At 67.4% G+C, this 17,252-nt stretch carries 19 protein-coding genes; 3 read left to right on the top strand and 16 right to left on the bottom strand.

Going from position 1 to position 17,252, the window contains the following annotated elements; translation table 11 throughout:
- Positions 1–15 precede the first annotated feature (15 nt).
- Positions 16–1,926, bottom strand: a complete 1,911-nt coding sequence (locus tag JHD77_RS17025) for an ATP-binding protein (protein ID WP_029611022.1) — start codon at positions 1,924–1,926, stop codon at positions 16–18.
- A gap of 98 nt (positions 1,927–2,024) precedes the next feature.
- Positions 2,025–2,939: a LysR family transcriptional regulator gene (locus JHD77_RS17020; protein WP_191519254.1), complete on the bottom strand. Its 915-nt coding sequence runs from the start codon at positions 2,937–2,939 to the stop codon at positions 2,025–2,027.
- A 105-nt stretch (positions 2,940–3,044) separates the two neighbouring features.
- On the opposite strand from JHD77_RS17020, the gene JHD77_RS17015 reads away from it, so the two are divergent.
- On the top strand, positions 3,045–3,644 hold the full coding sequence (locus JHD77_RS17015; RefSeq protein ID WP_015648327.1) for a short chain dehydrogenase: 600 nt from the start codon (positions 3,045–3,047) through the stop codon (positions 3,642–3,644).
- 10 nt (positions 3,645–3,654) lie between these two features.
- Here JHD77_RS17015 and JHD77_RS17010 read toward each other — a convergent pair whose 3' ends face one another.
- On the bottom strand, positions 3,655–4,053 hold the full coding sequence (locus JHD77_RS17010) for a DUF488 domain-containing protein (protein ID WP_031756159.1): 399 nt from the start codon (positions 4,051–4,053) through the stop codon (positions 3,655–3,657).
- Between the two features lie 94 nt (positions 4,054–4,147).
- Between JHD77_RS17010 and JHD77_RS17005 the strand changes: the two genes are divergently transcribed.
- Positions 4,148–4,813, top strand: coding sequence for a COG3650 family protein (locus JHD77_RS17005; RefSeq protein ID WP_003082099.1), 666 nt, complete (start codon positions 4,148–4,150; stop codon positions 4,811–4,813).
- Between the two features lie 30 nt (positions 4,814–4,843).
- Here JHD77_RS17005 and JHD77_RS17000 read toward each other — a convergent pair whose 3' ends face one another.
- The 11 genes from JHD77_RS17000 to JHD77_RS16950 form a co-directional block, all read right to left on the bottom strand.
- The gene (locus tag JHD77_RS17000) at positions 4,844–5,095 is read right to left on the bottom strand and encodes a hypothetical protein (RefSeq protein ID WP_003082096.1); all 252 of its coding nucleotides are present in this window, start codon (positions 5,093–5,095) and stop codon (positions 4,844–4,846) included.
- A complete protein-coding gene (locus JHD77_RS16995) occupies positions 5,092–5,613 on the bottom strand; it encodes a GNAT family N-acetyltransferase (protein ID WP_031756157.1) in 522 nt (173 codons plus the stop codon). The genes JHD77_RS17000 and JHD77_RS16995 overlap by 4 nt, the downstream gene beginning before the upstream one ends.
- A 10-nt stretch (positions 5,614–5,623) precedes the next feature.
- A complete protein-coding gene (locus JHD77_RS16990) occupies positions 5,624–6,721 on the bottom strand; it encodes a PLP-dependent cysteine synthase family protein (RefSeq protein ID WP_031756156.1) in 1,098 nt (365 codons plus the stop codon).
- 10 nt (positions 6,722–6,731) lie between these two features.
- On the bottom strand, positions 6,732–7,637 hold the full coding sequence (locus JHD77_RS16985) for a DMT family transporter (RefSeq protein WP_003082086.1): 906 nt from the start codon (positions 7,635–7,637) through the stop codon (positions 6,732–6,734).
- Positions 7,638–7,749: 112 nt separating this feature from the next.
- Complete coding sequence (locus tag JHD77_RS16980; RefSeq protein ID WP_016851900.1) at positions 7,750–8,097, bottom strand: Na+/H+ antiporter subunit G; 348 nt, start codon at positions 8,095–8,097, stop codon at positions 7,750–7,752.
- Positions 8,094–8,363 carry a K+/H+ antiporter subunit F gene (locus tag JHD77_RS16975; RefSeq protein WP_003082079.1) on the bottom strand — a complete coding sequence of 90 codons (270 nt, stop codon included), beginning with the start codon at positions 8,361–8,363 and terminating at the stop codon, positions 8,094–8,096. The genes JHD77_RS16980 and JHD77_RS16975 overlap by 4 nt, the downstream gene beginning before the upstream one ends.
- A complete protein-coding gene (locus JHD77_RS16970; protein ID WP_003112515.1) occupies positions 8,348–8,872 on the bottom strand; it encodes a Na+/H+ antiporter subunit E in 525 nt (174 codons plus the stop codon). Before JHD77_RS16970 ends, JHD77_RS16975 begins: the two co-directional genes overlap by 16 nt.
- Entirely contained in the window at positions 8,869–10,368 is a 1,500-nt protein-coding gene (locus JHD77_RS16965; RefSeq protein WP_003123177.1) for a monovalent cation/H+ antiporter subunit D, read from the bottom strand. The genes JHD77_RS16970 and JHD77_RS16965 overlap by 4 nt, the downstream gene beginning before the upstream one ends.
- Positions 10,365–10,703: a Na+/H+ antiporter subunit C gene (locus tag JHD77_RS16960; protein ID WP_003082068.1), complete on the bottom strand. Its 339-nt coding sequence runs from the start codon at positions 10,701–10,703 to the stop codon at positions 10,365–10,367. The genes JHD77_RS16965 and JHD77_RS16960 overlap by 4 nt, the downstream gene beginning before the upstream one ends.
- A complete protein-coding gene (locus tag JHD77_RS16955; protein ID WP_003082059.1) occupies positions 10,703–13,504 on the bottom strand; it encodes a monovalent cation/H+ antiporter subunit A in 2,802 nt (933 codons plus the stop codon). The genes JHD77_RS16960 and JHD77_RS16955 overlap by 1 nt, the downstream gene beginning before the upstream one ends.
- 328 nt (positions 13,505–13,832) lie before the next feature.
- Entirely contained in the window at positions 13,833–14,297 is a 465-nt protein-coding gene (locus JHD77_RS16950) for a glycine zipper 2TM domain-containing protein (RefSeq protein WP_003082056.1), read from the bottom strand.
- A 187-nt stretch (positions 14,298–14,484) separates the two neighbouring features.
- Between JHD77_RS16950 and JHD77_RS16945 the strand changes: the two genes are divergently transcribed.
- Positions 14,485–14,727 carry a hypothetical protein gene (locus JHD77_RS16945; RefSeq protein WP_003082053.1) on the top strand — a complete coding sequence of 81 codons (243 nt, stop codon included), beginning with the start codon at positions 14,485–14,487 and terminating at the stop codon, positions 14,725–14,727.
- Here JHD77_RS16945 and JHD77_RS16940 read toward each other — a convergent pair.
- Together JHD77_RS16940 and JHD77_RS16935 are read right to left on the bottom strand one after the other, a co-directional pair.
- Entirely contained in the window at positions 14,706–15,851 is a 1,146-nt protein-coding gene (locus JHD77_RS16940; protein ID WP_003082051.1) for a glycerate kinase, read from the bottom strand. The genes JHD77_RS16945 and JHD77_RS16940 overlap by 22 nt on opposite strands.
- Before the next feature lie 41 nt (positions 15,852–15,892).
- Positions 15,893–17,251, bottom strand: coding sequence for a GntP family permease (locus JHD77_RS16935; RefSeq protein ID WP_015503357.1), 1,359 nt, complete (start codon positions 17,249–17,251; stop codon positions 15,893–15,895).
- Between the last annotated feature and the right edge of the window lies 1 nt (position 17,252).

Below are 17,252 nucleotides of genomic sequence, written 5' to 3'. Positions count from 1 at the left end.
GTGTTGCGAATTTTCTTATTGCCCCAGCAGGCGCTTCACCGAATCGGCGAGTCCGGCCAGGGCCTGGTTCAGCGAGGTCGCGGGCTGGCCGCGTCCCTGTCCGGCGATGATCACTTTGAACGAGCGCAGCAGCAACGCCGCATGGGCCGCTTCGTCGCGTTCCTCGCCGACGGCCGCGAGCAGCGCCTGCACCGCCGGATTGTCGAGGTTGACGTAGAGCCGGCTCGGCTGGCAATTGTCGAGCTTGCGGGTGAACTGCCGGGCCAGGCGCAACGCCGCGGTGGAAATACGCTTGTCGGCCTCGTCGTCCTCCAGTCGCCGCTTGAGTTCGGCGTCGCGGTCAGGCACCACCACAAGCGGCAATTCCTCGGGGCTGAAGCGGGCGATCACCAGCTGCTCCTCGGCGCCGCCCAGGTGTTCGGCCAGCCAGCCGGTCTCGCGCTCGGGCAGTCGGTCGAGGCGGAACAACTGGCGGTTGCCCTGCTCGGTGCCCAGCTCCACCAGGCGCATCCCCTTGGCCTGCGCCCAGCGACGGAGGAAGGGTACCACCGCATAGCGATTGCCATGGGCCACCGGTACGCCCATGGCACGGAACAGCATTTCCTCGAAGCCGCTGTCGTTGTCCAGCAGCACATGCACCGCTCCGCGCGAAAGGAGTTCGGAAGCCGGGAGGTCGCCCTGGGAGGTGGGTACGCGCAGGCTGTCCATCATCAGCGCGAACAGACGCTCGTCGCACAACGCCGCTCCCAGCAGGGCCTCGTTGTGCCGCAGCAGGACCCGCCGCCAGGCCTCCGGCTGCTGCCGCGCCACCTCGCCGAGCCCGGCGATCAGCGCCTCGGCCAGCGCATGCTGGATCGCCGCGTAATGGTCGTCACGCTGCAGGTCCTCGCGGCTGGCGGTGGGCGTCAGGCGGTTCGATTCGATCACCCCGCCGACGAACCCGGCCCAGGACGGCAGCAGGTCGCGGGCGTCATCGTCGAGCAGCATGCCGCGAAGGAATACCGAGAGATTGCGGTTGTCGCTGGTGCCATAGGTGCCGCCGTCCTGAATCCACAGCAGGCCCTGCACGTCGACCCGCTCGTCCGGGCGCACCGGCAGGCAGCAGATCGGCTCGAAGTCGTGCTCGAAGCGTGCGGCGAACTCCAGGTCGCGGCGCTGCCGTTGCAGCGGGTGCAGCGCGGCGTCGGCGGCCAGCCGCCACGGCGGCGGCTCCGGGTTGATCGACTGGGCGTCGCCGCCGACGTGGATCGGCTCGCGCAGCAGCACGCAGTAGCGTTCGAGGATCTCGCGCAGGCGCGCGGCCTGGGTCAGCGCACTGTATTCGTCCTGCAGTTCGAGGGTGATCTCGGTACCCACCGGGCGCGCCGGCATCGGCGTCACGCTGTATTGCTCGGCGTTGCTGGAGACGTAGCAGAAGCCCAGTTCCGGCTGCTGGTAGGACGTGGTCCGCACGCTGACCCGGCGGGCCAGGACGAAAGCGGAGAGGAAGCCCAGGCCGAACATGCCGATCAGCCCGCTGTCCTCGTGGCCGGACTGGCGCAGTCCGCGGGTGTAGCCGACGCCGACGGTGGCCAGGTAGGCGTGGATTTCGTGCTCGGTGAGCCCGGCGCCGGTGTCGACGATGCGCACGGTGTTGCTGGCACTGTCGCCGATCACCTCGATTCGCGACGGCCCTTGCCAGTCGGGCTGCTCCAGGCGGCGACGGAGGATCGAGTCGTGGGCGTTCTGCACCAGCTCGCGCAACGCCACGGTGGGCGTGGAATAGAGGTGCTTGCTGAGCACCGACATCACGCCGTTGAGGTCGACTCCGGCGCGACGGATCTGGGGAGTGTTCGATTGCGGAAAGCTGCTTTGCATGTCCCTATCCAAGCGTTCGATGAATGGCGTCCGCTCGCACGCGAGCGGTCCGGTGCGGGATTCTGCCACGTTCCGTCACGTTCCTTGTGCAACGACGTGCCCGCGATGAGCCTCAGGCCGCATGGAAGCGGCCCGGAGTGCAATAGAGCCGCGTCGCGGCGAAATGTTCAACCCTCCAGGCCGATCAATTGTCGCCGGCTGCGCTCGAACCAGTCGAGCAGGTAATCGGCGAGTACCTGGGTGCGCCGCGGCAGGCCGCCCTGGAACGGATGGACGAGGAACATCGGCGTGCTGCGCGTCTGGTAGTCGCGCAGCAACCAGGCCAGGCGGCCGTCGCCCAGTTCGTCGTGGACCATGTATGACGGCAGCCGGGCGATGCCGGTGCCGGCCAGCGCGGCTTTCTTCAACAGGCTGTAGTGGTTGCTGGCGAGAAAGCCGGCAACCCGTACCCGCTCCAGCCGATGGTGGCGGTGATAGAGCCACTCCTCGTGGCCGCTGTAGTGCGAGTTCAGCAGGCACTCGCGCTCGGCCAGCTCGGCCGGGCGTTGCGGCTCGCCGTGTCGCGCCAGGTAGGCGGGACTGGCGCAGGTGATTTCCTGCAGGACGAACAGCGGCCGCGCCACCAGCCGGGCGTCCTGCTCGACCCCAGAGCGAATCGCCAGGTCGAATCCCTCGCCAACCAGGTCGCGCAGGCCGTTGTACAGGTCCAGCTCGACGCGCAGCAGCGGATGGCGTTCCTGGAAGTCCTCCAGCAGTGCATCGAACAGGGTCTCGCCCAGCGAGACCGGGAGGGTCACCCGCACCCGTCCTTCCGCTCGCTCCTGCAAGCGCGCCACCGCCTGCCGCGCGCGCTCGGCCGGCACCAGCAAGGCCTGCGCCTCGGGCAGCAGCGCGGCGCCGGCGGCGGTCAGCGAAAGACGGCGGGTGGTGCGGTGCAAGAGGGTCACGCCGAGCTTCTGCTCGAGGACGCCAATGCGCTTCGACAGTTGGCCCTTGCTGCAACCGAGACGCTCGGCGGCGCGGGTGAAACTGCCCAGGTCGTGGAGTACGGCGAAGGCGGCGAGATCGTCCAGGTCCTTCACGATTGTTTCCCTATGAAAACGGTAGGTTGTCGATTGACAGGATTATCCATGGCAAAAGCGACTCTACACTGGAAACCACTCACCTTCACTCAACGAGAGGCCTGTATGAAAATCATCCTGATCGGCGCCAGCGGCACCCTTGGCAAGGGTATCGACAAAGAACTCTGCGAGCGCCACGAGATCGTCCGGGTAGGCCACAGCAGCGGCGATTTCCAGGTCGACATCAGCGACTCAGACTCCATTCGCGCCCTGTTCGAGAAAACCGGTCGCTTCGACGCGCTGGTCGCCGCGGTCGGCAAGGTGCACTTCGGCGCCCTGGAGGAAATGGGCGAGGCGCAATACCAGCTCGGCCTGCGCGACAAGCTGATGGGCCAGGTCAACCTGGTACTGCTCGGCCGCGAGTACGCCAACGACGGGGGCTCCTTCACCCTCACCAGCGGCGTGCTCGCCGAGCAGCCGATCCGCTTCGGCAGTTCGGCGAGCATGGTCAACTGCGCCGTCGAGGGCTTCGTCCGCGGCGCAGCCCTGGAGTTGCCGCGCGGCCTGCGCATCAACGCCGTCAGCCCGACCGTGGTCAGCGAGGCGCTGCCCGGCTACGCGCCCTACTTCCGTGGCTTCAAGCCGGTTCCGGCGGCGGACGCCGCGCTGGGTTACGCACGCAGCGTGGAAGGCGCGCAGACCGGCCAGGTGTACCGCATCTGGTAAGCGATATTTCTCAGGAGAAGCGGTCGGCGTAGCAGGTCGGCGAACTGCCCGGCTGCTGGCGGTCCAGCTCCTCCTCGAGGAACTCGGCCAGCACCACGGCATTGTTGTGCTGCTGGTCGTGGGCGCCGTAGAGCAGCGTCAGGGTGCCCTCCCGAGCGCTGTCGAGCAGGCCCCACCAATGTTCCGGGTGCGCCTGCAACTCGGCGCGGTAGTGTTCGCGGAAGCTGTCGAAGAGTGCCGGATCGTGGCAGAACTGCTTGCGCACCTCGTTGGAGGGCGCCACGTCCTTCAGCCAGTCGTCCATGGCCAGGGCCTCCCTGCGGATGCCGCGCGGCCACAGCCGGTCCACCAGTACGCGCCGGCCATCGGCGGGCGACGCCGGTTCGTATACACGCTTGCATTGGATCATCGATCGACTCCCTGGTTGCGATGAAGTCCGATCCGGACTTGAGCTAGGCCCGGACGCTCGGTAACGTGGGCGCATTTTCGATGGAGTCTTCCCTATGCGCCCTGCCCGTCTGCTGGTCTACAGCCTGCTCCCCTTGTTCGCCGCCTGCCAGGTGTGGAAGCCCGAATCGCCGAGCACCAGTGTAGACACCCGCTTCCAGGGCGAACTGGTGAAGATCAACGGCGCGCTGCAATTCCGCCCCTGTACCGAGAAGCGCCTGTTCAGCATCGAGGACGTGGCCAATACCGGCCTGCGCCGCGAAGCCGACAGCCTGTTCGACGACGGCGCCCAGGGCCTGTTCGTCGACCTGCGCGGCACCATGGGACCGGCCAAGGTCCGCGGTACCGACGGCAAGCTGGAGGTCAGCCGACTGTACCGCGTGCAGAACGAGGGCCCCGGCTGCGACGACCCGAACTTCAAGCTGCTGACCTTCGCCGCCAACGGCAACGAACCCTTCTGGAGCGCCAGGGTGAACAACCAGGGCCTGCGCCTGGACCGCCCGGAACACGAGACCCTGGCCTTGCCTTACGTCGCCGAGGAACTGCCGAACGGCAGCACCAGCTATTCCAGCGAGGCGAACGGCAAGAAGGTCGAATTGTGGATCGCCCCGTCGTCCTGCACCGACAGCATGAGCGGCGCCTTCAGCAGCTACTCCGCCGAACTGCGCATCGATGGCGAGACGCTGCGCGGCTGCGCCTATCCGGGCGCACTGGGCAAGTGAAGCGAGGGGCCGCGCAGCGGCGGCCCTTCCCTACAAGAGCAGTCCGGCCTGCTCCAGGCGCCGCCGCAGCGCCGTCAGGCCGCCCTCGTATTCCCAGTAGGCGACGCGCCCGTGGGAGGCGCTGACCAGCAGGTATTTCTCGCTGATCGACTGGATCCGTTCGATGCGCAGCAGTTTCTCGACGAAGCGTTCCTCGCCGATCTGCTCGACGATTTCCCGGTTGTCCGCGTCGTAGCCGTGGACCATGAAGGCGGCGCGCACCTTGAGGCGGATGAAACTCATCGCACGGCTCTGCGCTGGAGGGAAAGATTGCGATGGCACACTGTCGAGCGCCCCGAGCCGTTCGGTCGCCGCGCCGGATCGGCGTAGGTTTCCAGCTCGACGAAGCCGGCCTTGCGCATCATTCCCGCCGACGCCAGGTTCTCTTCGTGACGATCAATATAGACGTCCTCGATGCCTTCGTCGGCCAGTTGGGCCAGCACCGCCTCCAGCAACGCGCTGCCGAGCCCCTGGCCGGCCGCCGCCGGATGCACTACCGCCTCGCAGATGTAGGCCCGCGGCGCATCGGCACGCTGCGGCTGGTAATGGGCGAAATCCTCGGTGCGGCGGAAGCTGGCGAACCCCAGCAGCCGATCGTCGCGCTCGGCCAGGACGGCCCGCACCTCGCCGTCGGCGATGGCTCGCAGATGCGCACGCACCCCCTCCTCCGGCAAATGGTTCCAGGGATTCGGCCCGTGGCTCAGCAGCAGGTCGGTCATGACCTCGATATCGCCGGTTTCGGCAGCTCGCAAACGGTGCATATCCACTCCTTCAAAGTCCAACCACCAGCAGCCCGTCGGGCAACGCCACGCCGCGCTCGACGCAGGCAGCCAGCGCCTCGACCAGGGGTTCCAGCGCATAGCCCTGCCTGGCCAGCCAGACCGGATCGTAATAGGTGGTCGCATAGCGTTCGCCGCCATCGCAGAGAATCGCCACCAGCGACCCCTTCTCGCCGGCCGCGACCATTTGCCGTGCGGCCACCAGGGCGCCGATCAGGTTGGTTCCGCTGGAGCCGCCGACCCGCCGCCCCAGGCGCCGGGCCAGGTAATGCATGGCCGCCAGCGACCAGGCGTCCGGCACCTTGACCATCGCGTCGATCACTTCCGACAGGAAGGACGCCTCGACCCGCGGCCGGCCGATGCCCTCGATCCGCGAACCGCAATCCAGGGTTAGGCCACGGTCGCCGCTGACATAGGCGTCGAAGAACACCGAACGCTCGGCGTCGGCGCAGAGTACCCGGGTGCAGTGCTGGCGATAGCGCACGTAGCGGCCGAGGGTCGCCAGGGTGCCGCCGGTACCGGGGCTGGAGATCAGCCAGGTCGGGGTCGGGTACGGCTCGTGGCGCATCTGCTGGAAGATCGATTCGGCGATGTTGTTGTTCGCCCGCCAGTCGGTGGCGCGCTCGGCATAGGTGAACTGGTCCATGAAATGGCCACCGCTCTCCCGCGCCAGGCGTTCGGACTCGGCGTAGATCTGGGTGGGGTCCTCCACCAGGTGGCTCTGGCCGCCGTAGAAGGCGATCTGGGCGATCTTTTCCTTCGAGGTGCTGGCCGGCATCACGGCGATGAAGGGCAGGCCCAGCAGGCGTGCGAAATAGGCTTCGGAAATCGCCGTGGAACCGCTCGATGCCTCGATCACCGGCGCGGCCGGCCTGAGCCAGCCGTTGCACAGCGCATAGAGGAACAGCGAGCGCGCCAGGCGATGCTTGAGGCTGCCGGTGGGGTGGCTGGACTCGTCCTTGAAGTACAGTTCGACGCCAGGCAGGCCGGGAGTCTCCAGGGGGATCAAATGGGTATCGGCGCTGCGCTGGAAATCCGCTTCGATGATGCGGATCGCCTCGCGGGCCCATTGGCGGTGGTCGACGGTCATGGAAACTCCTTCAGTTCAGGACGCCGGCCGGAGGCGGCGGCGGAGCGCTGCGCCACTGGCTGATGGCGACGCCGATGAAGACCAGGCCGGCAGCGAGCATCTGCGGGCCGTTGAGGGTTTCGCCGAGGAACAGCGCGGCGAATACCAGGGTGAAGACCGGGATCAGGTTGATGAAGCCCGATGCCTGGCTGGCCGGCAGTCGACCGACGCCGAAGTTGTACAGGCCGTAGGCGCCCACCGTGACCACCACGCCGAGATACACCACCGCCTGGATCCCCAGCGCGCTGGGCTGGCTCGGCAGGTCGGCGCTGGCCAGCGCCAGCGGCAGGAAGAACAGCGTGCCGACGAAGGCCTGCATGGCGGTCAGGGCGAATGCCGAGTAGCGCGCCGAAAGGTGCTTCAGCAACAGGGTATAGCCGGTGGCGCAGAGCATCGCGAGAAGTTCGAAGAAATTGCCCAGCAGCGGCTGCGGCGCGTGCAGGTCGGGCTCGCCGGCGAGGCTCAGCCAGATCGAACCGAGCACCGCCAGGCCAAAGCCGATCCAGGTCATCCGGCCGATCCGTTCGTGCAGCAGCAACCAGGCCCCCACCGCCACCAGCAACGGCAGCAGCGCGGTGATCATCCCGGCCTGGGCCGCGCTGGTGTATTGCAGAGCGAAGGATTCGCAGAGGAAGTACAGGCAGGGTTCGCAGACGGCCAGGCCGAGCAGGTACTTCCAGTCGCCCGGGCGGTAGTCGATGCGTCCGCGCCAGCGCCAGGCAACGAGGAACACCAGGCTGCCGAGGGCCATGCGACCGAAGATCACCCAGAGCGGCGGCAGTTCGCGGAAAGCGACCTTCAGCACCACGTACGAACTGCCCCACAGCGCCATCGCCAGGATCAGGCAGGCCAGGGCGAACCAGCGCGTCCGAGTCAAGGGAATCTCCACCACGGGCGCCGCGCGGCGCCGGAAAAAGGACTCCCAGTATAGGCAGCCGGCTAGCTGCGCCGACAGGCACAGAAAGCGGGCAAAACTGTTGCGCCGGGCCTCACTGCTCCCAGGGCTTGCCGCGAGTCTTCTTCTCCAGCGGCAACTGCTGCAGCACAGCGGCCTTGGCCAGCATGTAGGCACTGACCGGGGCGCTGATGAAGAGGAACAGGCTGATCAGCAATTCGTGCAGGCTGATGCCCGCCTGGCGGTTGGAGAAATAGATCAGCGAGGCGACGATCACCCCGCCGACCCCCAGGGTGGTGGCCTTGGTCGGCCCGTGCAGGCGCATGAAGAAGTCCCGCAGGCGGTACAGGCCGATCGCGCCGATCAGGACGAAGGCGCTGCCCAGCAGGAGGAACGCCGAGACGATGATTTCCAGCCACAGGCTCAGGGGTTCGCCAGTCATTCGATGATGTCTCCGCGCAGCATGTATTTGGCCACCGCCACCGTACCGACGAAGCCGAGCACCGCGATCAGCAGCGCCGCCTCGAAGAACAGGTCGCTGTCGCGCCAGATGCCGTACAGCACCAGCAGGGCGATGGCGTTCACGTAGAGGGTGTCCAGCGCCAGCGCCCGGTCCGGCAGGCACGGCCCCTTGACCAGGCGCGCCAGGGTCAGCAACAGGGCCAGGCCGAGCAGCGCCAGGCACAGCGGGATCACGTAAGCGAGCATGGGAAGATCTCCTTCAGCGGCGCTTCGTAGCGTTGCTTGATCTCGGCGATCAGCGCCGCCTTGTCCGGCACGTCGAGGCCGTGCACCAGCAAGGTCTTGCGGTCGTCGCTGAGGTCCGACGACACCGACCCCGGGGTCAGCGAGACGATGCTCACCAGCACGCTGATGGCGAGGTCGTTCTCCAGCTCGATCGGCACCTCGACGAAGGCCGGACGCAAGCGCTCGATCGGTCCGAGGGTCAGGCGGGCGACCTGGATGTTGGCGACGAGGATGTCCCACATCACCAGCACCAGCAGCTTCAACAGCAGCAACGGATGCCACTCCTGGCTGCGCCCGACCAGCAGGCGGTTGGTCAGCAGCGGAATGCACACGCCGAGGAAGGCGCCGAGCAGCCAGTGGCCGATGGCGAAGGAATCCACCAGCAGCAACCAGACCAGCAACAGCAGGACACTAAGCACGGGATGAGGCAGTACGCGAAGAAGCGGACGCGGCAACGAACGGCTGATCATGCGGCACCTCCGCGGGTGATGATCTGGCGATACAGGTCGAGGTCGTGCAACTGCGCCGCGGTGGCCTGGACGTAGGCCAGCAGCGGCTTCGCGGCGAACACCAGCAACGGGCCGGCGGAGAGCAACAGGATGCAGGCGAACAAGCGGCCGTGGTCCAGTTCGGCGCTACCGAGCACGGTATGCCCGGTGCGCCAGAACAGCGTGCTGCCGGCCCGGCTCAACGCCACCAGCGCCACCAAGCCGCTGCCCAGTACCACGCTCCACAGGGCCAGCGCCTGGCTGCCGGGAGCGACCGACTGCAAAAGCATGACCTTGCCGAAGAACCCCGACAATGGCGGCAGACCGGCAACGGCGATGGCGCCGATGAAGAAAGCCCCGCCGAGCAACCGAGGATTCTGCAACGCCGGGCCCTGGACCAGGTCGCCGGCCTTGTCGCCGCGCTGGCGGGCGACCAGGTCGGCGAGCAGGAACAGGCCACCGGCGATCCAGGTACTGTGCAGCAGGTAGTACAGCGACGCCGCCAGCGCCCGCTCGCTGCCCAACGCCACGCCAGCCAGGAGGGTTCCGGCGGAGACCACCACCAGGTAGGCCAGCAGGCTTTGCAGGGTCCGCGCCGCCAAGGCACCGATCGCGCCCAGGCCGAGGGTCGCCAGGGCCAGCGGCCAGAGCCAGGCCTGCGCCAGGTTGGCCAGCTCGCCGGCGGCATCGCCGAAGACCAGCGTGTAGACCCGCAGGATCGAGTAGATGCCGACCTTGGTCATGATCGCGAACAGCGCCGCCACCGGCGCGCTGGCCGCGGCATAGGCGCGCGGCAGCCAGAAGTACAGCGGCAACAGCGCCGCCTTCAGGGCGAACACCACCAGCAGCAGGAGCCCGGCTGCCGCCAGCAGCGGCGCGCGCTCGGCATCTGCCATGGCGATCTTCTGCGCCATGTCGGCCATGTTCAGGGTGCCGGTGAGGCCATACAGGGTACCCACGGCGATCAGGAAGAACGCCGAGCCGACCAGGTTTAGGATCACGTAGTGCAAGCCCGAGCGCACCCGCTCCGCGCCGCCGCCATGCAGGAGCAACGCGTAGGAGGCGATCAGGAGTATCTCGAAGAACACGAACAGGTTGAACAGGTCGCCGGTCAGGAAGGCGCCGTTGATACCGAGCAGCTGGAACTGGAACAACGCGTGGAAATGCTTGCCCAGGCGGTCGTCGCCACGCAGCGCGTAGATCAGCGCGGCGCTGCCGAGCACCGCGGTGGCCAGCAGCATCAGGGCGGCGAGACGATCGAGCATGAGCACGATGCCGAACGGCGCGGCCCAGTTGCCCAAGGCATAGACGCTCAGGTCGCCGCTGGCGGCCGTACGTATCAGCAGCAGGCTCAGGGGGATCAGTGCCAGCGCCGCGAGCAACGACAGGCCGCGCTGCCAGCGCTCGGCCAGCGGCAACAGCAGCAGGCTGCCGGCAAACAGGGGGAGCAGGATCGGCAGGATCAGCCAATGGCTCATGGGCGCGGCTCCTCCTCGTCCGGGCGTCCATCTACGTGGTCGCTGCCGAGGTCACCGAGGCCACGCAGGGCCAGGACAACGACAAAGGCGGTCATGGCGAAGCCGATGACGATGGCGGTCAGCACCAGCGCCTGCGGCAACGGATCACCATACTCCCCGGGAGTGCCGATCACCGCGACGCTGCCGCCGAGTCGGCCCATGGCGAACAGGAACAGGTTGACCGCGTAGGAGATCAGCGTGAGACCGAGCACCACCGGGAAAGTCCTCGCCCGCAGCAGCAGGTAGACGCCGCTGGCGGTGAGCAGGCCGAGGGTGATGGCGAACAGGGCTTCCATCAGAGCGCCTCCTCTTGTGCGACGGGTTCAGGCATCAGGCTGAGCTTGCCGAGGTAGGACAGGATCAGCAGCGCGGCACCGACCACGGTGAGGTACACGCCGAGGTCGAACAGCATCGCCGTGGCCAGCTCGATCTCGCCGATCAGCGGCAACTCGAAGTGGCCGAACGCGGAAGTCAGGAACGGATAGCCGAACAGCCAGCTGCCGAGCCCGGTGAGCCCGGCGATCAGCACTCCGGCGCCAGCCATGGCCGCATAGTTCAGCGGTAGGCGCTGCTCGACCCACTGCGAGCCGCTGGCGATGTACTGCAGCACCAGGGCGATGGCAGTCACCAGGCCGGCGATGAAACCTCCGCCCGGCAGGTTGTGGCCGCGCAGGAAGATGAACACCGAGATCAGCAACGCCAGCGGCAGCAGCACCCGCGACAGGGTTTCCAGGATCAGCGGGTGCTTGGCGTGGGCCCAGTTGCGACCCTGCGGGTCGCAGGTCGGCTTGTGCAGGGCGAAACCGGCGAGCATCGCGTAGATGCCGACGCCGGCGATCGCCAGCACGCTGATCTCGCCGAGGGTATCGAAACCACGGAAGTCCACCAGGATGACGTTGACCACGTTGTAGCCGCCGCCCCCGGAGACGCTGTTCTCGACGAAGAATCCGGCGATGCTCTCGTAGGGCCGGGTCAGCACCGCGTAGGCCAGCAGCGCCACCAGCATGCCGACCCCGCCGGCCAGCGCCACGTCGCGCAAGCCGCGCAGGCTGGAGGACTCCGCCGGAGTGCGCGAGGGCAGGAAATACAGCGCCAGCATCAGCAGGACCATGGTCACCACTTCCACCGACAACTGGGTCAGCGCCAGGTCCGGGGCCGAGAAGCGAGCGAAGGCCAGGGCCACCAGCAGGCCGGCGACGCTGAGGATCAATAGCGCGACCAGGCGCATACGATGGAACAGCGCCGTGGCCAGGCCGCTGAAGGCCAGCACCAGCATGCCCAGGGCGGTGATACCGTCCAGCGGGGTCAGGCCGCGCGAGCCGGTCAGCCTCGCCAGCGGTGCCAGCTCGACCGCCACCACGACCAGCGCCGCGCCCAGCAGCCAGGCCAGGTAGCGCTGCAGTGACCCGTTCTCCAGCCAGGCGGTCAGGCGCGCGGCCAGGGCCACCACACGTTGCACCTGCTGCTCGAAGACCAGCTTGGCGTCCACCTCCGGTAACCCGGCGTACCAGTTGAACAGCGGCTTGCGCAGGACATAGACCAGCACACCGCCAACCAGCGCCACCACGCTCATCAGCAATGGCAGGTTGAAACCGTGCCAGATCGCCAGGCTGTATTCCGGCAGTTGCCCGCCAAGGCTGGCACTGGCGGCGGCGGCCAGCAGCGGCGCCACGGTGTAGGCCGGCAGCATGCCGACCAACAGGCAGAGGAACACCAGGATCTCCACCGGTACCTTCATGTAGCGCGGCGGCTCGTGGGGCGGGAACTTCGGCAACCGGGCCGGCTCGCCGTTGAAGAACACGTCGTGGATGAAACGCAGCGAATAGGCCACCGAGAACACGCCGGCCAGGGTCGCCACCGCCGGCACCAGCCAGTTGAAGCTGCCCAGCAGGTTCTGGCTGAGGGTTTCGCCGAAGAACATCTCCTTGCTGAGGAAGCCGTTCAGCAGCGGCACCCCGGCCATCGCCAGGGAGGCGACGATGGCCAGCACCGCGGTATGCGGCAGGTACTTCCACATCCCGTTGATCAGGCGCATGTCGCGGCTGCCGGTCTCGTGGTCGATGATCCCGGCGGCCATGAACAGCGAGGCCTTGAAGGTCGCGTGGTTGATGATGTGGAACACCGCGGCGACGTTCGACAGCGGGGAGTCGAGGCCGAACAGCAGGGTGATCAGGCCCAGGTGGCTGATCGTCGAGTAGGCCAGCAGCCCCTTCAGGTCATGCTGGAACAGTGCCATACCGGCCCCCAGCAACAGCGTCACCAGGCCGCTCAGGCTGACCAGGTAGAAGAACCACTCGGTGCCGGCCAGCGCCGGATACAGCCGGGCCAGCAGGAATACGCCGGCCTTGACCATGGTCGCCGAGTGCAGGTACGCGGAAACCGGGGTCGGCGCCGCCATCGCGTGGGGCAGCCAGAAATGGAAGGGAAACTGCGCCGACTTGGTGAACACGCCGAGCAGGATCAGTATCAGCACCAGCGGATACAGAGCGTGGGCGCGGATCAGCTCGCCAGCCGCGAGGACCTCGGTGAGTTCGAAGCTGCCGGCGATGTGGCCGAGCAGCAGCACCCCGGCCAGCAGCGCCAGGCCGCCCCCTCCGGTAACGGTCAGGGCCATCCTCGCACCCTTGCGGGCGTCGGAACGGCTGCCCCAGAAGCCGATGAGCAGGAACGAGGACAGGCTGGTCAGCTCCCAGAAGAGCATCATCAGCAAGAGATTTTCCGCGAGCACCACGCCGAGCATGGAGCCCATGAACAGCAGCAGGAAAGCGAAGAAACGCCCCATCGGCTCCTGTTCGGAGAGGTAGTAGCGGGCGTAGAGGATCACCAGCAGGCCGATGCCGAGGATCAGCAGGGCGAAGAGGAAACCGAGGCCGTCCAGGCGCAAGCTGAGGTTGATGCCGATTTCCGGCAGCCAGGAATAGCTGGCGGTCAGGGTCTGCCCGGCGAACACCGTGCCGCGCTGTCCGAGCAACAGGATCAGGCCGATCAGCGGCGCCACGCCGGCGGACGCCGCGCACAAGGTGCGGCCGCCACGCTCGGCAAGCAGGGGCAACAACGCCCCCATGAACGGCAGCGCGATGATCAGCGCCAGAATCATGGGCTACTCCTCTTCGATGGCGGAGCCCCCGGCATGCCTGGCCGGCGGTGCTTCCCCGCGGTTGTCGGTGCGCGGCCGGATCGCCAGCAGCTCGAAGCCCCATCGGCCACCGGCAGGCGCGGCGCGACGGAACTACGATTATCGCAATCTATCGAACGAACGTCATGGATTGAATTATTACAAAATTCAGGCGTTCCGACTGCCGGAAAGCCGAAAAAAACTCTGCAACGGCAACGACTTGAAGCTTAGCAAGACAACGCCGGCAGTGGTTCGGCGCTACAACGAAAACGGCCGGCGAAATGCCGGCCGCGGGATAACGTGGGAAGAATCAGTGGGCGACGCGGCTGGTGCCGTTGACGGTCAGGATGCGCACGCGCTCGCCGACGCGGAAGATCTGGCCCTGGTCGACCTGCTGGACATAGGCGCGGGTGCTGCCGTCGTCTTCGCGCACGGTGATCTCGACGCCCTGGGTGCGCGTCAGGCCTTCTTCGGTAGCCGCGCCCAGCAGGCCGCCAGCGACCGCGCCGATGATGGCCGCGACGTAGCTGCCCTTGCCGCCGCCCACCGCGCTGCCGGCGACACCGCCGACGCCGGCACCGGCGATGGAACCGATCGGGGTCTTGGTGCCTTCGATCTTGACCGGGCGCAAGGCCTGGATGGTGCCCATGCGTACAGTCTGCACGGTACGGGCTTCCTCACGGCTGTAGGTATCGCCGGTGAGGCTGGATTGGCAGCCGCCAAGAGCCAGGGCCATGGCGGTGAAGGAAGCAACGATCAAGGCAGACTTGCGCATAACGGCATCTCCGAAAGGGATAACTGACGAATATTAGACTCTCCCGCAGCCGCTCCTGTCACCTGGCCGGCGCGAGATAATCGAATCGATTCAGCAATGGTACAGGTTCGTTCAGTTTCGACCGAACCCTCCCGCTTTCATCGGCGGGACCGATCGGCTAGGGTGAGCGCCCGCAGAAGGAACAGCCATGGACTATTTCATCATCGTCGTCACCACCGCCGCCGGCCTGTATTTCCACTGGTGGATCTACTGGCGCATCCGCCGCTGGATGGACCGCGACCTGGCGCTGTCATTCGCCGGCGACGACCCGCAAAAGCGTGACTATCTGTTACAGCGACTGGCCGAGGCCAAGGCCAGCAAGGTGAAGCGGCGCGACCTGCCGGCCTGGCTGGAGCGCGCCGCCGCCGACTACCCTTCCCGCGAAGCCTGAGCCAGGCGCCAGAGCCGGGCGATCTGCTCGGCGCGCGCCTCCAGTTCCGCCGCCGCTCCGGCACAGGCCTGCTCCAGGCTGATCGGTCCCGGCGCCAGGCTGAACGCCGCATCGATGCCGGCGTCGTGCAGGCGCTGGTAGCCGTCGCCCAGGCTGCCGGCCAGGGCTACCACGGGAACGCCGGCCTGGCGCGCGATCCGCGCCACGCCCACCGGGGTCTTGCCGTGCAGGCTCTGCGCATCCAGACGGCCCTCGCCGGTCAGCACCAGGTCGGCACCGACCAGCGCATCGGCCAGCCCGGCCAGCTCCGCCACCAGTTCGATGCCTGGGCGGAAACGCGCGCGGAGGAATGCCCTCGCGGCGAAACCCAGGCCGCCGGCGGCGCCGACGCCCGGCACCCGGCTGAAGTCCTCGCCAAGGGTCGCCGCGACCACCTTGGCGAAGTGCGCCAGGGCGGCATCCAGTTGCGCCACCTGTTCGGCGCTGGCGCCCTTCTGCGGACCGAACACCGCCGACGCGCCGCGCGGCCCGCATAGCGGGTTGTCGACGTCTGCGGCGACTTCCACCGCGACATCCACCAGGCGCGGATCCAGCCCGCCCAGGTCGAGACTGTGCAGGCCAGCCAGCGCGGCGCCGCCGGGCGCCAGTTCCTCGCCGTCGGCAGCCAGGAAACGCACGCCGAGCGCGCCCAGCAGGCCGGCGCCGGCATCGTTGGTAGCGCTGCCGCCGAGGCCGAGGATAATCTTCCGCGCCCCGGCGTCCAGCGCCGCACGGATCAGCTCGCCAGTGCCACGGCTGCTGCTGCGCGTGGCGTCGCGGCGGTCGCGCGGGACCAGGTGCAAGCCGCTGGCGGAAGCCATTTCGATCACTGCGGTGGCGTCGTCCAGCCAGCCCCAGTGCGCCAGGGTCGGCTCACCGAGCGGGCCTTCGACACGGCATTCGCGACGTTCGCCGGCGGTGGCGGCGAGTACCGCATCGACCGTGCCTTCGCCGCCGTCCGCCAGTGGCCGCAGCAACACCTCGGCCTGCGGGAAGACTCGCCGCCAGCCGCGGGCGATAGCCTCGGCGACGTCGGGCGCGGACAGGCTTTCCTTGAACGAATCAGGAGCAATCACGATTTTCATCAGTCACCTCGCAGGGCCGGGAGTCCCCGGCCCCGCTTCAATCAGAGCAGCACAAGGCTGAGCAGCCATACCGCGAGCATACCGGCGATACCCTGGACCAGGGTCGCCAGGGTCTGGGCGCGATAGGCAGTGGATACGGTCATGCGGCTGAACTGTGTGACCACCCAGAAGAAGCTGTCATTGGCGTGGGACACCGTCATCGCTCCGGCACCGATCGCCATGACCGTCAGCACCCGGCCCATCTCGCTGTCCAGGCCGAGCTGCGGCAGCAGCGGAGCGACCAGCGCCGAGGTGGTGACCAGCGCCACGGTGGTCGAGCCCTGTGCGGTCTTCAGCGCGGCCGCCACCACGAACGGCATGAACAGGCCGATGCCCAACGCTGACAGGGTGCTGCCCAGGTAGTCGCCGAGCGGAGTGATCTTCAGCATCGCACCGAAGGCGCCGCCGGCGCCGGTGATCAGCAGGATCGGCGCGGCCGACTGGATGCCTTCCACCACGCGCTCATGGAATTCCTCGCGCTTGCTCTGGCCCTTGAGCAGGGTGCAGGCCAGGGCCAGGCCGACCAGCAGGGCGATCACCGGTTGACCAAGGAAGTTCAGGCAGGCGAACAGTACGCCCTCGCCCAGCGGCTTGCTCGGGAATACCGCGACCGAGCCAAGGCAGATCAACAGGATCGGTACGAAGATCGGCGCGAACGCCTGGGTCGCGCTGGGCAGCTTGCCGTAGCGGGCACGCAGCTCGCTGAAATCCTCTTCGGTCTGGACGACCTGGCCGTCGTCGACCAGGGGAATGTCCTTGCCGACGAAGCGATTGGCCCACCACATGCCGGCCATCGCGGTGACGAAGGCGACCACCAGGCCGACCGCGATCACCAGGCCAAGGCTGGCGTCCAGGCCGAGGTTGCCGGCCGCGGCGATCGGTCCCGGGGTCGGCGGCACGAAGGTGTGGGTGGCGTAGAGACCGGTGGCCAGGGCCACGCTCATGGCGATGGTGGATATCTTCATCCGCGCCGCCAGGGCGTTCTTCAGCGAGTTGAGGATGACGAAGCCGGAATCGCAGAACACCGGGATCGACACCAGGTAGCCGATGATCGACATGGTCAGGGTCGGGAAGCGTTCGCCGAGCAGGCGGATCACGCTTTCCGCCATGGTGATCGCCGCACCGCTGCGCTCGAGGATCACCCCGATGATGGTGCCGAGCACGATGACGATGCCGATGTAGCCGAGGATGCTGCCGAAGCCGCCGGTAACGGTCTTGACGATTTCCGCCGTGGGTACCTGGTAGGCGAAGCCGGCGATCAGCGCGGCCGCCAGCAGGGCGAGGAACGGGTGCAGCTTGAGTCGCGTGGTGGACAGGACGATAAAGGCGATCAACGCCAGCAGGATCAGGACCAGGGTCATG

The organism is Pseudomonas sp. P20 (assembly GCF_016463925.1).
Classification (GTDB): Bacteria; Pseudomonadota; Gammaproteobacteria; order Pseudomonadales; family Pseudomonadaceae; genus Pseudomonas; species Pseudomonas aeruginosa.
The sequence above is the reverse complement of the archived record's forward strand: the minus strand, read 5'-3'. Positions and strand labels throughout refer to the sequence as shown.